Here is a 13,654-nt window from a genome sequence, read left to right on the forward strand (position 1 = left end):
GGCGCGGGGAGGTGGGGTCCGTCACGCCTGCCGGAGCGCTCGTATGGCGGTGGGAATTTCCGAATTCGGGCACGCGGAAGCGGTTTCCGGCGCCGTGTGGACCGTAGGCTGCGGCGCATGTGCGGAATCGTGGGATACGTGGGATCGCAGTCGGCGCTCGATGTCGTGATGGCCGGGCTGAAGCGGCTGGAGTACCGGGGGTACGACTCGGCGGGCGTCGCCGTGCTGGCCGACGGCGGGCTGGCCGCGGGCAAGAAGGCGGGGAAGCTGGTCAACCTGGAGAAGGAGCTGGTCGAGCGGCCGCTGCCGACGGGCTCGACGGGCATCGGTCACACCCGGTGGGCCACCCACGGCGGCCCCACCGACGCCAACGCCCACCCGCATCTGGACAACGCGGGCCGGGTCGCCGTCGTCCACAACGGCATCATCGAGAACTTCGCGGTGCTGCGCGCCGAACTGGCCGAGCGCGGTCATGAGCTGAACTCCGAGACCGACACCGAGGTGGTCGCCCACCTGCTCGCCGAGGAGTTCTCCTCCTGCGCCGACCTGGCGGAGGCGATGCGGCTGGTGTGCCGACGGCTGGAGGGCGCGTTCACGCTGGTCGCGGTGCACGCGGACGAGCCGGACGTGGTGGTCGGCGCGCGCCGCAACTCGCCGCTGGTGGTGGGCGTCGGCGAGGGTGAGGCGTTCCTGGCCTCCGACGTCGCCGCGTTCATCGCCCACACCCGCTCGGCGATCGAGCTGGGCCAGGACCAGGTGGTGGAGCTGCGCCGCGACGGCGTGACGGTCACCGGGTTCGACGGCCGCCCGGCGGAGGTCCGCTCCTACCACGTCGACTGGGACGCGTCGGCGGCGGAGAAGGGCGGCTATGACTACTTCATGCTCAAGGAGATCGCCGAGCAGCCCAAGGCGGTCGCCGACACCCTGCTCGGCCGGATCGACCCGTCCGGCTCGCTGACGCTGGACGAGGTGCGGATCAGCCCCTCCGAGCTGCGCGAGATCGACAAGGTCGTCATCGTCGCCTGCGGTACGGCCTTCCACTCCGGCCTGATCGCCAAGTACGCCATCGAGCACTGGACGCGGATCCCCTGCGAGGTGGAGCTGGCCAGCGAGTTCCGCTACCGGGACCCGATCCTGGACAGCCGCTCGCTGGTGATCGCGATCTCCCAGTCCGGCGAGACCATGGACACCCTGATGGCGCTGCGGCACGCCCGCGAGCAGGGCTCGAAGGTGCTGGCCATCTGCAACACCAACGGCTCGACGATCCCGCGCGAGTCGGACGCGGTGCTGTACACGCACGCCGGCCCGGAGGTGGCGGTCGCCTCGACCAAGGCGTTCCTGACCCAGCTGGTCGCCTGCTATCTGGTGGCCCTCTATCTGGGCCAGGTGCGCGGCACCAAGTGGGGCGACGAGATCCAGGCCGTGATCAGGGACCTCTCGCGCATCTCGGAGGAGGTCGACCGGGTCCTGGAGACGATGGAGCCGGTACGGGCGCTGGCCCGCACCCTCGCCGACAAGGACACGGTCCTCTTCCTGGGCCGGCACGTCGGCTACCCGGTCGCCCTGGAAGGCGCCCTGAAGCTCAAGGAACTCGCCTATATGCACGCCGAGGGCTTCGCGGCGGGCGAGCTGAAGCACGGCCCGATCGCGCTGATCGAGGAGGACCTGCCGGTGGTGGTCGTCGTACCGTCCCCGCGCGGCCGCTCGGTCCTGCACGACAAGATCGTCTCCAATATCCAGGAGATCAGGGCGCGGGGTGCGCGCACGATCGTCATCGCGGAGGAGGGTGACGAGGCGGTGGTCCCGTACGCCGACCACCTGATCCGCATCCCGGTCACGCCGACGCTGCTCCAGCCGCTGGTGGCCACGGTGCCGCTCCAGGTCTTCGCCTGCGAGCTGGCCACGGCGCGGGGCAACGACGTGGACCAGCCGCGGAACCTGGCGAAGTCGGTGACGGTGGAGTAGCGGCGGGGAGCGCGGCCGGTGTGCGTGGTCAGTGGACGGAGAAGCCGCCGTCCACGCAGATCGACTGGCCCGTGAGGTAGGCGGAGGCGCGGCTCGCGAGGAAGACGGCGGCGCCCGCGAAGTCCTCGGCGAGGCCGTTGCGGCCGGTCATGGTGCGCGCGGCCAGCGCCGCGACCCGCTCCGGGTCGGACGACAGCCGCCGGTTGAGCGGCGTCATCACGAACCCGGGCACCAGGGTGTTGACGGTGACGCCGTGCGGGGACCAGGCCTCGGCCTGGGAGCGGGCCAGCGACTCCAGCGCGCCCTTCGACACGCCGTACGCACCGCTCTGTACGAAGGCGCGGTGCGCCTGCTGGGAGGTGATGTGGATGATCCGGCCGAAGCCCCGCTCGGCCATGCCGGGGCCGAACCGCTGTCCCAGCAGGAAGGGCGCCGTCAGGTTCACCGCCATGGTGGTGTCCCAGACGTCCTCGTCCAGCTCGTTCATCGGCGGGCGCAGGTTGATCCCGGCGGAGTTGACGAGGATGTCGGGTTCGCCGAACACCCCGGCCGCCTCCTCGGCCGCCGCCCGCACCCCGGCACGGTCGGTCAGGTCCCCGCTCACCCAGTCGGCCCGGCCGCCGGCCGCCCGCAACTCCTCGACGGTGGCGGCCAGTTGTTCCTTGCCGCGGGCGACGACCACCACCTGGGCGCCGGCCAGCGCCAGCGCCTCGGCGATGGCCCGGCCTATGCCGGAGCTGCCGCCGGTGACGAGGGCGACCCGGCCCTCGAGGGAGAACAACTCGGAGAGATACGTCTGCGGCGTCATGCGTGCAGGCTAAGGGGTGTGTGGGCGAGGGGGCCGGACGGTCCGTCAGTCGGTCTCGCTCGCCGCGAGGACGGTGACCCGGGTGCGGTCCGGGTCCAGACAGGCGAACGCGGTGTCCGTGAAGTCCCAGGTGAACCAGCGGTTGTCGGAGTGCTGGGGGAGGGCGAAACGCAGAAAGCGGAAGTCGGCGGCGCGGCGGATCGCCTCCGCGTGCGGGGTCTCCGGACCGAGGTCCAGTACCGCGTACAGGCTCTGCCAGGCGTGCAGCCGGGCGTAGGCGCCGTACTGCGGTTCGCCGTAGCAGCCGCCGCCGAAATCGGCGAGGAAGAGGTCGCCGGCGAGGTCGTCCGCGGTGGTGTGGACCGTGGTGACGGTGTCGCCGGTGGTGGCCTCCAGGCACTCCGCGTCCAGCTCGGCGAGCAGGGCGCCGTTGAAGTCGGCCGGGTCGAGGGGCTCCGGGAGCGCGTAGAACACCGCTTCCTGCTGCGCGAGTTGGCCGAAGCCGCCGGCCGCGGCCGTGGTGCGGGCGGGGTCCGCGATCCGGTGTGCGGCCCGTCCGGCGCGGGCCCCGCCGGCGGTGGGCGGTATCTCGGGGTAGCCGGCGCGCAGGCGCTCCGGGCCGTCCGAGCCGACGGCACCGTGTTCGGTACGGCTGGACAGCCACATCACCTGCTCGAAGCGGTACGAGGTGAGCGGCAGCCAGGCCAGCGGGTGGCCGAGGTCGCGCAGCCCGGCGCCGTAGGCGAGGTAGGCCGCGTGGTGGCGGGGGTGGTGGAAGCCGGAGCGCAGGGCCAGTTCGTACAGCAGACAGGCGCGGACCTCGGTCGCCGGGTCGTCGAGGGCGACGGGGGAGTGGGTCTCGAACAGCGGCCGGAGTGTGACGAGGCTGGTCCGCCGGGACAGCTGCCAGGCGATCTGCCGTACCAGCCGCCGCCAGGACTCCGGGTCCCGCACCGCGGCCAGATCCGCGGCCAGCCGTACGGCCCAGTCGGCGGACTCCTGCGCGTAGTGCTCGGCGAGGGCGCGGGACAGCTCGGCGGTCCGGTACCGGTCGGGCGCGGCCAGGGCCAGCTCGTACAACTGCTCCGGGGCGGTGCCCGGGTCGGCGGGCGGACGGGAGGGCTCGGACATCCGGTCACTCTACGGCGCCGCGCCGAGGGTGCGTTGCCCGGTCGCGCCTTAGGGTTCTCGGCATGAGCATCATCGGGGTGGGCATCGACGTCGCCGAGATCGACCGCTTCCGGGCGTCCCTGGAGCGGACGCCGGGGCTGGCCGACCGGCTGTTCGTGGAGCGGGAGTTGCTGCTGCCCGGCGGGGAGCGGCGCGGCATCGCCTCGCTCGCGGCGCGGTTCGCGGCGAAGGAGGCGCTGGCCAAGGCGCTGGGGGCGCCGCCGGGACTGCACTGGACCGATGCCGAGGTGTACGTGGAGGACAGCGGGCAGCCCCGGCTGCGGGTGCGCGGGACGGTGGCCGCCCGGGCGGCGGAGCTGGGAGTGCGCTCCTGGCACGTGTCGTTGAGCCATGACGCGGGCGTCGCCTCCGCGGTGGTGGTCGCGGAGGGCTGAGCGGCCCGGACCGGGTGTGGCGGGCGGGGGATACCGGGCAGACTCGGTTCCATGCGTACTGCGTACAGCGTGGAGACGGTAAGGACGGCCGAACGGGCCCTCATGGCACGGCTGCCGGAGGGCGCGCTGATGCAGCGGGCCGCCGCCGGGCTGGCCGCCGCCTGCGCCGAACTGCTCGGGCGGGTGTACGGCAGCCGGGTGGTACTGCTCGTGGGCAGCGGCGACAACGGCGGGGACGCGCTGTACGCGGGAGCCCGGCTGGCCCGGCGCGGCGCCGGGGTCACCGCCGTGCTCCTCGCGCCGGACCGGACGCACGCCGGCGGCCTGGCCGCGCTGCGGCGGGCCGGTGGGACGGTGACCTCCCCGGACCGCGCCGAGGACCTGCTGCTGCGGGCCGATCTGGTGGTGGACGGGATCGTCGGGATCGGCGGCAGAGGCGGGCTGCGGCCGGACGCCGAGCGGCTGGCCGGGGTGGTGGCGCGGTCCCGGGCGGCGGTGGTGGCGGTGGACCTGCCCAGCGGGGTGGAGGCGGACACCGGCGAGGTGCGGGGCGCCGCGCTCGCGGCCGATGTGACCGTCACCTTCGGGACGTACAAGCCGGGGCTGCTGGTGGATCCCGCGCGGGAGTACGCCGGTGTCGTACGGCTCGTCGACATCGGGCTCGAACTGCCCGCCGAGGGCGAGCTGGAGGCCTTGCAGCACGCCGAGGTGGCGCGGCTGCTGCCGGTGCCGGCGGCGGAGAGCGACAAGTACCGGCGCGGGGTGGTGGGCATCGCCGCCGGATCCGCGCGGTATCCCGGGGCCGCGGTCCTCGCCGTCTCCGGGGCGCTGCGGGGCGGGGCCGGGGCGGTGCGCTATGTGGGGCCGGCCGGGGACGCGGTCATCGCCCGGTTCCCCGAGACGCTGGTGTCCGACGCCGGACCCGCGAAGGCCGGGCGGGTGCAGGCGTGGGTGGTCGGACCGGGGGCCGGCGAGGACGCGGCGACCGTGGCCGAGGTGCTGGCGGCGGATGTGCCGGTCCTGCTCGACGCGGACGGGCTGCGGCTGGCGGAGCCGGAGTCGGTACGGGGGCGTACGGCGCCGACCCTGATGACGCCGCACGCCGGGGAGGCGGCCGCGCTGCTGGGGGTACGGCGGGAGGAGGTCGAGGGCGGCCGGCTGGCGGCGGTACGGGAGTTGGCGGCGCGGTACCGGGCGGCGGTGCTGCTGAAGGGGTCGACGACGCTGGTCGCCGAGGCGGGGGGCGCCGGGGCGGTGCGGGTGAACCCCACGGGCACGGGGTGGCTGGCCACGGCCGGGAGCGGGGATGTGCTGTCCGGGCTGGCGGGCTCCTTGCTGGCGGCGGGGCTGTCGGCGCGGGATGCGGGGAGTGTGGGCGCGTATCTGCACGGCCTGGCGGGGCGGTTCGCGGCGGCGGGGGCGCCGGTGGGGGCGCATGACGTCTCGGACCGCATCCCGGAGGCGTGGCGTGATGTGCGGGGCGTGTGAGGGTGTGCGCGGTGCTGTGGTTGGGCGGGGGTGGGACAGGGCGCTGCTCGCTGAGAGGTGCCGCTGCGCCCACCCGTGCCGCCCCAGCGGCACGACTGCCCGCAGCTCGGGCTCCGCTCCACCCGGGTGACCTTCCCGCGCGCCACCGCTGAACCGGCGGAGCCCCACGCTTGGCTGAAGAGGTGATCAGCAGACAAATCGCACAGCGAGGCCTCGCCGTGCTGCTCGCGGCAGCGGTGACCCTTCCCGCCGGGGCCCTCACCGCAGCCGCCGAGCCCGCGGCGGCGCACCCCGTCTCCCCGACCCCCACCACCGACCTCGTCCCGGGTGTCGCCCCCCGTCCCGGTCAGCCCTGGCAGATCGACACGCCCGACCAGGCGTTGCCGCCGAAGGTGTACACGCCGAGCCGGCAGGAGGACGCCGTAGAGCCCAGGGACGCGGCACCGGGGACGTACGACCTCATCGAGTACGTGCCCCTGAACGACGCCGTCGCCAAGGTGACGTGCAGCAAACAGGCCGGCCCCTACCAGCGCCAGGTCGAGCGCTGGCTGAAGCTGAAGGTGGACGGCAAGCAGTCCGCCTCCGACTGCAAGGCGATCCGCGCCTTCCAGATCACCTACAAGATCAAGCCCGCGATCGGCTTCGCCGGGCCGGTGACCTGGTCGACCATGATGCTGCTCTCGGCCAAGAAGAACCCGAACGCGGCCAAGAAGTGCCCGGTGCGGTCGTACCGGGTCGCCTGCGTCGATCTGGACCGTCAGCTCACCTGGGTGCAAAAGGGGTCGAAGGTGGTGTTCGGCCCGGTGCCGATCCGCAGCGGCCGCAAGGGATATGTCACCCGCAAGGGCTGGCACACCATCTACTGGCGGCACAAGAACCATGTCTCGACCCTCTACAACCAGCCGATGCCGTACGCCCAGTTCTTCGACGGCGGCCAGGCCTTCCACGCCGTCTACGGCAGCATCTACACCACCGTCGGTTCCATGGGCTGCGTCAACCTCAAGCTCGCCGACGCGCGCAAGCTGTGGGATGTCACGAAGAAGGGCGACCACGTGTATGTGTGGGGGCGGCGCCCGGGTACCTGAGACGGCACCCGAGGCCCCGTTCGGGCCTCTGAGAGACTGGGGGCGCGATGAGTGAGACAGCAGCTGTGCCGACCGCCCCCCTGCGCGCCCGCGCCGAGATCGATCTCGGCGCCCTGCGCGCCAATGTGCGGACCCTGCGCGCCCGGGTGAACGGCGCCGCCCTGATGGCCGTCGTCAAGTCCGACGGTTACGGCCACGGGGCGGTGCCCTGTGCCCGCGCGGCCCTCAAGGCCGGTGCGACCTGGCTCGGCACGGCCACGCCCGAGGAGGCCCTGGCACTGCGGGCGGCCGGGCTGCCGGGCCGGATCCTGTGCTGGCTGTGGGTGCCCGGCGGCCCCTGGCGGCAGGCGATCGAGGCGGACATCGACGTGTCGCTGAGCGGGATGTGGGCCCTCGAGGAGGTCGTGGCGGCCGCCCGGCAGGCCGGCCGGGTCGCCCGGGTGCAGCTCAAGGCGGACACCGGGCTCGGCCGGAACGGCTGCCAGCCCGGCGCCGACTGGGCCGAACTGGTCGCCGAGGCGCTGCGCGCCGAGGCCGCCGGGCTGGTCCGGGTCACCGGCCTGTGGTCGCACTTCGCCTGCGCCGACGAGCCGGGCCATCCGTCCATCGCCGCCCAGCTCGCCGGCTTCCGGGAGATGGTGTCGTACGCCGAGCGGCAGGGCGTGCGCCCCGAGGTGCGGCACATCGCCAACTCCGCGGCCGCGCTCACCCTCCCCGAGACCCACTTCGACCTGGTCCGCACGGGCGTCGCGATGTACGGCATCGCGCCGAGCCCGGAGCTGGGCACGCCCGCCGACTTCGGGCTGCGCCCGGTGATGACGCTCAGCGCCTCGCTGGCGCTGGTCAAGCATGTCCCGGGCGGCCACGGGGTGTCGTACGGCCACCACTACGTCACCCCCGGCGAGACCACCCTCGGCCTGGTCCCGGTCGGGTACGCGGACGGCATCCCGCGGCACGCCTCCGGCACCGGCCCGGTGCTGGTCGACGGCAAGTGGCGGACGGTCGCCGGGCGCGTCGCGATGGACCAGTTCGTGGTGGACCTGGGCGGCGACGAGCCCGCGGTGGGCAGCCAGGCCGTGCTGTTCGGGCCCGGGGACCGCGGTGAGCCCACCGCCGAGGACTGGGCGCAGGCCTGCGGCACCATCGCGTACGAGATCGTGACGCGCATCGGAACCCGGGTTCCGCGCGTCTATGTGAACGAGCACGCGTAACCCGTCCGGGCGAACTGCGGTACGGCGAAGAGGAGCGGTACGTGAGCGAGAGCAGTGCGGAGGCCGTGGCGGACGTCGTGGCCTCGGCGGCCGCCGCCTCCGCCGCGGGGGCGGCCGGGAGCTGGCGCAGGGCGACCGGCCTCGCCGGAGCCGCGATCGGCGTGCTGGCCGCGGGAGCGGCGGCCGGTGTCGCCCTGGAGCGGATGACGGTCGGCCGCGGGGTGCGCCGCAAGGCACGGCTGGCGCTGGACTCGGCGGGGCCGTACGGCACCCTGCGCGGCACCCCGGGCAAGGCCGTCGCCGACGACGGCACCGAGCTGTACTACGAGGTCGACGAGGTCGAGCCCGACTCCGGCGCGCAGGTCTCGCCGCGCCGGCGCCGGCTGTTCGGCCGCAAGGCGCCCGCCCCGGTCACCGTCGTCCTCTGCCACGGCTACTGCCTCAACCAGGACGCCTGGCACTTCCAGCGGGCGGCGCTGCGCGGGGTGGTCCGGACCGTGCACTGGGACCAGCGCAGCCACGGGCGCTCCGGGCGGGGCGTGGCCCAGACCCGGGACCGGGTGCCCGTCACCATCGACCAGCTCGGCCGCGATCTGAAGGCCGTCCTGGACGCCGCCGTACCGGAGGGGCCGATCGTGCTGGTCGGCCACTCGATGGGCGGGATGACGGTGATGGCGCTCGCCGCGCACTTTCCCGAGCTGATCCGGGACCGGGTCGTCGCCACCGCGTTCGTCGGTACCTCCTCCGGCCGGATGGGCGAGGTCAACTTCGGGCTGCCGATGGCCGGGGTCAACGCGATCCGCCGGATACTCCCGGGGGTGCTCAGGGCGCTCGGGCAGCAGGCGGAGCTGGTGGAGAAGGGGCGCCGGGCCACCGCCGACCTGTTCGCCGGGATCATCAAGCGGTACTCGTTCGCCGGGCGGGACGTCGATCCGGCGGTCGAGCGGTTCGCCGAGCGGATGATCGAGTCCACCCCGATCGACGTGGTCGCCGAGTTCTATCCGGCCTTCACCGAGCACGACAAGACCGAGGCACTGGCCTGCTTCCGGGAGCTGCCGGTGCTGGTGCTGGCCGGGATGCAGGACCTGGTGACGCCGAGCGAGCACAGCGAGGCCATCGCCGGCCTGCTCCCGGACGCCGAGCTGGTGCTGGTGCCGGACGCCGGGCACCTGGTGATGCTGGAACACCCGGAAGTGGTCACCGACCGCCTCGCCGACCTGCTCACCCGCGCGGGTGCGGTACCCGCAGGGGCTACGGTTATGGGCTATGGAAGCACCAGCAGCACCGCACCTCCCCGCTGAGACCCGCCTGACGATCACCTCGCCCGAGCAGATGCGCGAGCTGGGCCGCCGGCTGGCCGCGCTGCTGCGCGCGGGCGACCTGGTGATGCTCAGCGGTGAGCTGGGGGCGGGCAAGACCACGCTGACCCGGGGACTCGGCGAGGGCCTGGGCGTGCGCGGCGCGGTCACCTCGCCGACCTTCGTGATCGCCCGGGTGCACCCCTCGCTCGGCGACGGTCCGCCGCTGGTCCACGTGGACGCCTACCGGCTCGGTGGCGGCCTGGACGAGATGGAGGACCTCGACCTCGATGTCTCGCTGTCCGACTCGGTGATCGTCGTGGAGTGGGGCGAGGGCAAGGTCGAGGAGCTGACCGAGGACCGCCTCCAGGTCGTCATCCACCGTGCCGTCGGCGACACCACCGACGAGGTACGGCATGTGACGCTGACCGGGCTGGGCGCGCGGTGGACCGGCTCGGACCTGGCCGCCCTGACCGTCTGACCCGTTCGGCGTCCGACCCTTTCGGCGTCCGACCTTTTCCGACAGGCCGTCGGCAACCTGTTGCGCGGGACCTCCGGGCGTGATGACATGGTATCCAGCCCTTGGTTAGGCATGCCTAACCCCGCCCGCCCCCGCACCTCAGGAGGCGTCCATGTCCGACGTGTCGATGAGCGACCTGCTGGCGTCGTGCGCGGCGGCGGACGCGATTTCGAGGGCTCCGGAACCCCCCGAAGGCGGGACACCCCCGCAGCCCCCTGCGGACCATGGCCCTGCGGACCGCGACCCTGCCGACCGTGCCCACCGTGACGCCGCCTAGCGGATCACGACCACCCGCACCCCGATCGTGGCGAACTTCCACATCGCGTCGCCGTCCTCCCGGTTCTCCCGGATGCCGCCCGTCTTGACGCCCGGCTCGGGCCCCGCGCCGGAGCCGGAGTCGCCGCTGCCGACCGCCGCGCTGAAGCCGATCGCCACCCCGTCCACGCTGGTGAACCGCACCACGTGTTCGACGGGCAGCCCGTCCGTGCCGGTGATCGCGTTCGAGCGGGACGACACCCAGTAGGTGCCCGGCAGCGGGTCCAGGGTGCCCGGGAACACCGGGAACGAGCGCTCCACCCGGCCGCTCTCGCCGACCAGCCAGACCCGGTCGTCGTCCACCGAGTACACGACCCGCTCACCCGTGCCGGAGCCGCTCGGCAGGGCGGTCGGGTTGTGCCGGTCCCGGGGCGCCTTGCTGGCGGCCGCCGACGCGGACGCGCCCGGCGCGGGCCTGCCGCCCAGGCCCGCCGGCACGGTCGCCTGGGCCTGGTAGGCGAGGAAGCCGACGGCGCCGACGGCCGCCGCGGTGAGAGCGGCCACGATCCCCGAGCTGGTCCCTGCCACCTGCGCCCACCTCTGCTCGCACCGAATGCCGGACAAGAAATGCCGGACAGGAAATGCCGGACAGGATTGCCGGACAAGAGCTGTCATATGTCGTACTTCGTGACGTACTCCGTACAGACCGTAGCAGCCGGTGACCGTGCGCCCCGGACGGGCGTGCGCGAGCCGCGGGCGCCGTAGGCTGTTCGCGTGCTCTTGCTCGCTCTGGATACCGCAACACCCGCCGTCACCGTCGCGCTGCACGACGGCACGGACGTCATCGCCTCGTCGAGCCAGGTGGACGCGCGCCGGCACGGAGAGCTGCTGCTGCCGGCCGTCGACCGCGTGCTCGCCGAGGCCGGGCTGAAGCTGGAGGCGGTCACCGGGATCGTCGTCGGCATCGGACCCGGCCCCTACACCGGCCTGCGCGTCGGGCTGATGACCGCCGACACCTTCGGGCTCGCGCTCGGCGTCCCCGTGCACGGGGTCTGCACCCTGGACGGCCTCGCCCACGCCGCCGACATCGAGACCGGCCCCTTCGTCGTGGCGACCGACGCCCGGCGCAAGGAGGTCTACTGGGCGAAGTACGCCGACTCGCACACCCGGCTGACCGATCCGGCGGTGGACCGCCCGGCGGACATCGCCGAGCAGGTCGCCGGGCTTCCGGCGGTCGGCGCGGGCGCGCTGCTCTACCCGGACACCTTCCCGAGCGTCCACGAGCCCGAGCACGTGTCCGCCGCCGCGCTCGCCTCGCTCGCCGCGGCCCGGCTGGCGGCCGGCGAGGAGCTGCCGGCGCCCCGCCCGCTGTATCTGCGCCGCCCGGACGCCCAGGTTCCCAAGAACTACAAGGTGGTCACCCCGAAGTGACGGTACGACTGCGCGAGATGCGCTGGTGGGACATCGACCCGGTCCTGGAGCTGGAGAAGGACCTGTTCCCCGAGGACGCCTGGTCCCGGGGCATGTTCTGGTCCGAGCTGGCGCACGCGCGGGGCCCCGAGGCGAGCCGCCGGTACCTGGTGGCGGCGGAGGACGGCCGGATCGTCGGATACGCCGGGCTCGCCGCCTCCGGCACCGGGTCCGACAGCGGCTCCGCCGCGGTCGGTGACATCCAGACCATCGCCGTCGCCCGCGACCTCCAGGGCACCGGCCTCGGCGCCCGGCTGCTGACCGAGCTGCTGCGGGCCGCGACCGCCTTCGAGTGCACCGAGGTCATGCTCGAGTGCCGGGTCGACAACGTCCGTGCCCAGAAGCTCTACGAGCGCTTCGGCTTCGCCCCCATCGGGTTCAGACGCGGCTACTACCAGCCGGGGAACGTGGATGCCCTGGTCATGCGCCTGACCGACCCCGCCTCATCTGTACAAGGAACCGAGATCAATGGCTGACGAACCGCTCGTCCTCGGCATCGAGACCTCCTGCGACGAGACCGGCGTCGGCATCGTCCGCGGCACCACCCTGCTGGCGGACGCCGTCGCCTCCAGCGTGGACGAGCACGCCCGCTTCGGCGGTGTCGTACCGGAGGTGGCGTCCCGGGCGCACCTGGAGGCGATGGTCCCGACCATCGACCGCGCGCTGAAGGAGGCCGGGGTGAGCGCCCGGGACCTGGACGGCATCGCCGTCACCGCCGGTCCCGGGCTCGCGGGCGCCCTGCTGGTCGGGGTCTCGGCGGCCAAGGCGTACGCCTACGCCCTCGGCAAGCCCCTCTACGGCGTCAACCACCTCGCCTCCCACATCTGCGTCGACCAGCTGGAGCACGGCCCGCTGCCCGAGCCGACCATGGCCCTGCTGGTCTCCGGCGGCCACTCCTCGCTGCTGCTGTCCGAGGACATCACCGCCGACGTACGGCCCATGGGCTCGACCATCGACGACGCGGCCGGCGAGGCCTTCGACAAGATCGCCCGCGTGCTGAACCTGGGCTTCCCCGGCGGCCCGGTCATCGACCGGTACGCGCGCGAGGGCGACCCGGAGGCCATCGCCTTCCCGCGCGGCCTGACCGGCCCGCGCGACCCCGCCTACGACTTCTCCTTCTCCGGTCTGAAGACGGCCGTGGCCCGCTGGATCGAGGCCAAGCGCGCGGCCGGCGAGGAGGTCCCGGTCCGGGACGTGGCCGCCTCCTTCCAGGAGGCCGTGGTCGACGTGCTGACCCGCAAGGCCGTCCGTGCCTGCAAGGACGAGGGCGTCGACCACCTGATGATCGGCGGCGGGGTCGCGGCCAACTCCCGGCTGCGCGCCCTCGCCCAGGAGCGCTGCGAGGCGGCCGGCATCCGGCTGCGCGTCCCGCGCCCCAAGCTGTGCACGGACAACGGCGCGATGGTGGCCGCGCTCGGCGCCGAGATGGTCGCCCGGAACCGGGCCGCCTCCGCCTGGGACCTGTCGGCCGACTCCTCCCTGCCGGTGACCGAGCCGCACGTGCCCGGCCACGACCACGACCATGTGCACGAGGTCAGCAAGGAGAACCTGTACTCGTGACGGTCGCGCTGATGTGGGAGGCCCGGGCGGCCGAGGGGCGCGGCGGGCGGCTGCTGGACTGGGTGCGCGCGCAGCCCCTCGCCGCCGAGCCGGTGCGCCGGGAGACCTTCCGGGCGCCGCAGGACCGGGTGCTGGTCATCACCTGGTGGGACGCGCCGTACGACGCGGAGCTGCCCGAACTGCCCGAGCCGGACCCGGAGCTGGTGACCCGGGCGGTGCACCGCTGGCGGTTCGAGCAGGTGAGTTGACGGACCGGGCCGCACTTCCGCTATGATCATCTCACCGCGAACGGCCGGAACACCGGCCCGGACGCAGTGCGTTGGTGGTCCAAGGAAAGACGTCCCGCTTCCTGCGGGGAGATGCAGGTGCAAGGCCTGCCCGGCGCTCCATCCGAGACCCGCCTCCGAATCTCCGGAGGCGGGTCTCGTC

At 73.6% G+C, this 13,654-nt stretch carries 14 protein-coding genes; 11 read left to right on the forward strand and 3 right to left on the reverse strand.

The window, feature by feature from the left end:
• Positions 1–117 precede the first annotated feature (117 nt).
• Positions 118–1,965: a glutamine--fructose-6-phosphate transaminase (isomerizing) gene (gene glmS, locus ACFVIU_RS17535; protein ID WP_385843364.1), complete on the forward strand. Its 1,848-nt coding sequence runs from the start codon at positions 118–120 to the stop codon at positions 1,963–1,965.
• A gap of 28 nt (positions 1,966–1,993) precedes the next feature.
• Here glmS and ACFVIU_RS17540 read toward each other — a convergent pair whose 3' ends face one another.
• Both ACFVIU_RS17540 and ACFVIU_RS17545 read right to left on the reverse strand, forming a co-directional pair.
• Complete coding sequence (locus ACFVIU_RS17540; protein WP_385843365.1) at positions 1,994–2,773, reverse strand: SDR family NAD(P)-dependent oxidoreductase; 780 nt, start codon at positions 2,771–2,773, stop codon at positions 1,994–1,996.
• 45 nt (positions 2,774–2,818) lie between these two features.
• On the reverse strand, positions 2,819–3,904 hold the full coding sequence (locus tag ACFVIU_RS17545) for a DUF6183 family protein (protein ID WP_385843366.1): 1,086 nt from the start codon (positions 3,902–3,904) through the stop codon (positions 2,819–2,821).
• 62 nt (positions 3,905–3,966) lie between these two features.
• Here ACFVIU_RS17545 and ACFVIU_RS17550 point away from each other — a divergent pair, with 62 nt between their 5' ends.
• The 6 genes from ACFVIU_RS17550 (at position 3,967) to tsaE (ending at position 9,901) form a co-directional block, all read left to right on the forward strand.
• The gene (locus ACFVIU_RS17550) at positions 3,967–4,338 is read left to right on the forward strand and encodes a holo-ACP synthase (protein ID WP_385843367.1); all 372 of its coding nucleotides are present in this window, start codon (positions 3,967–3,969) and stop codon (positions 4,336–4,338) included.
• 51 nt (positions 4,339–4,389) lie between these two features.
• Positions 4,390–5,826 carry an NAD(P)H-hydrate dehydratase gene (locus ACFVIU_RS17555; RefSeq protein ID WP_385843368.1) on the forward strand — a complete coding sequence of 479 codons (1,437 nt, stop codon included), beginning with the start codon at positions 4,390–4,392 and terminating at the stop codon, positions 5,824–5,826.
• A gap of 182 nt (positions 5,827–6,008) precedes the next feature.
• The gene (locus ACFVIU_RS17560) at positions 6,009–6,911 is read left to right on the forward strand and encodes a L,D-transpeptidase (RefSeq protein WP_385843369.1); all 903 of its coding nucleotides are present in this window, start codon (positions 6,009–6,011) and stop codon (positions 6,909–6,911) included.
• A 47-nt stretch (positions 6,912–6,958) separates the two neighbouring features.
• Positions 6,959–8,122, forward strand: coding sequence for an alanine racemase (gene alr / locus ACFVIU_RS17565; protein WP_385843370.1), 1,164 nt, complete (start codon positions 6,959–6,961; stop codon positions 8,120–8,122).
• A 41-nt stretch (positions 8,123–8,163) separates the two neighbouring features.
• A complete protein-coding gene (locus ACFVIU_RS17570) occupies positions 8,164–9,423 on the forward strand; it encodes an alpha/beta fold hydrolase (RefSeq protein ID WP_385843371.1) in 1,260 nt (419 codons plus the stop codon).
• Positions 9,389–9,901, forward strand: coding sequence for a tRNA (adenosine(37)-N6)-threonylcarbamoyltransferase complex ATPase subunit type 1 TsaE (tsaE, locus tag ACFVIU_RS17575; protein WP_385843372.1), 513 nt, complete (start codon positions 9,389–9,391; stop codon positions 9,899–9,901). Before ACFVIU_RS17570 ends, tsaE begins: the two co-directional genes overlap by 35 nt.
• A gap of 312 nt (positions 9,902–10,213) precedes the next feature.
• Here tsaE and ACFVIU_RS17580 read toward each other — a convergent pair whose 3' ends face one another.
• Positions 10,214–10,783 carry a hypothetical protein gene (locus ACFVIU_RS17580; RefSeq protein ID WP_385843374.1) on the reverse strand — a complete coding sequence of 190 codons (570 nt, stop codon included), beginning with the start codon at positions 10,781–10,783 and terminating at the stop codon, positions 10,214–10,216.
• 186 nt (positions 10,784–10,969) lie between these two features.
• Between ACFVIU_RS17580 and tsaB the strand changes: the two genes are divergently transcribed.
• Genes tsaB through ACFVIU_RS17600 form a run of 4 tightly spaced genes read left to right on the forward strand, consistent with a single transcriptional unit; the run spans position 10,970 to position 13,473 of the window.
• Positions 10,970–11,626 (forward strand): tRNA (adenosine(37)-N6)-threonylcarbamoyltransferase complex dimerization subunit type 1 TsaB, encoded by a 657-nt coding sequence (gene tsaB / locus ACFVIU_RS17585; RefSeq protein ID WP_385843375.1) that lies wholly within the window; start codon positions 10,970–10,972, stop codon positions 11,624–11,626.
• Positions 11,627–11,643: 17 nt separating this feature from the next.
• Complete coding sequence (rimI, locus tag ACFVIU_RS17590; protein WP_385843564.1) at positions 11,644–12,141, forward strand: ribosomal protein S18-alanine N-acetyltransferase; 498 nt, start codon at positions 11,644–11,646, stop codon at positions 12,139–12,141.
• Complete coding sequence (gene tsaD, locus ACFVIU_RS17595; RefSeq protein ID WP_385843376.1) at positions 12,134–13,225, forward strand: tRNA (adenosine(37)-N6)-threonylcarbamoyltransferase complex transferase subunit TsaD; 1,092 nt, start codon at positions 12,134–12,136, stop codon at positions 13,223–13,225. The genes rimI and tsaD overlap by 8 nt, the downstream gene beginning before the upstream one ends.
• Positions 13,222–13,473: a hypothetical protein gene (locus ACFVIU_RS17600; RefSeq protein ID WP_385843378.1), complete on the forward strand. Its 252-nt coding sequence runs from the start codon at positions 13,222–13,224 to the stop codon at positions 13,471–13,473. Before tsaD ends, ACFVIU_RS17600 begins: the two co-directional genes overlap by 4 nt.
• Positions 13,474–13,654: the final 181 nt, after the last annotated feature.

The organism is Streptomyces sp. NPDC127190 (assembly GCF_042672505.1).
Classification (GTDB): Bacteria; Actinomycetota; Actinomycetes; order Streptomycetales; family Streptomycetaceae; genus Streptomyces.

What these genes read in the sequence shown, in the direction of transcription:
- alr (WP_385843370.1), top strand. Translation starts at nt 6,959, where the DNA reads ATGAGTGAGACAGCAGCTGTGCCGACCGCCCCCCTGCGCGCCCGCGCC.
- ACFVIU_RS17555 (WP_385843368.1), top strand. Translation starts at nt 4,390, where the DNA reads ATGCGTACTGCGTACAGCGTGGAGACGGTAAGGACGGCCGAACGGGCC.
- ACFVIU_RS17545 (WP_385843366.1), bottom strand. Translation starts at nt 3,904, where the DNA reads ATGTCCGAGCCCTCCCGTCCGCCCGCCGACCCGGGCACCGCCCCGGAG.
- rimI (WP_385843564.1), top strand. Translation starts at nt 11,644, where the DNA reads ATGCGCTGGTGGGACATCGACCCGGTCCTGGAGCTGGAGAAGGACCTG.
- ACFVIU_RS17540 (WP_385843365.1), bottom strand. Translation starts at nt 2,773, where the DNA reads ATGACGCCGCAGACGTATCTCTCCGAGTTGTTCTCCCTCGAGGGCCGG.
- ACFVIU_RS17550 (WP_385843367.1), top strand. Translation starts at nt 3,967, where the DNA reads ATGAGCATCATCGGGGTGGGCATCGACGTCGCCGAGATCGACCGCTTC.
- tsaE (WP_385843372.1), top strand. Translation starts at nt 9,389, where the DNA reads ATGGAAGCACCAGCAGCACCGCACCTCCCCGCTGAGACCCGCCTGACG.
- tsaD (WP_385843376.1), top strand. Translation starts at nt 12,134, where the DNA reads ATGGCTGACGAACCGCTCGTCCTCGGCATCGAGACCTCCTGCGACGAG.
- glmS (WP_385843364.1), top strand. Translation starts at nt 118, where the DNA reads ATGTGCGGAATCGTGGGATACGTGGGATCGCAGTCGGCGCTCGATGTC.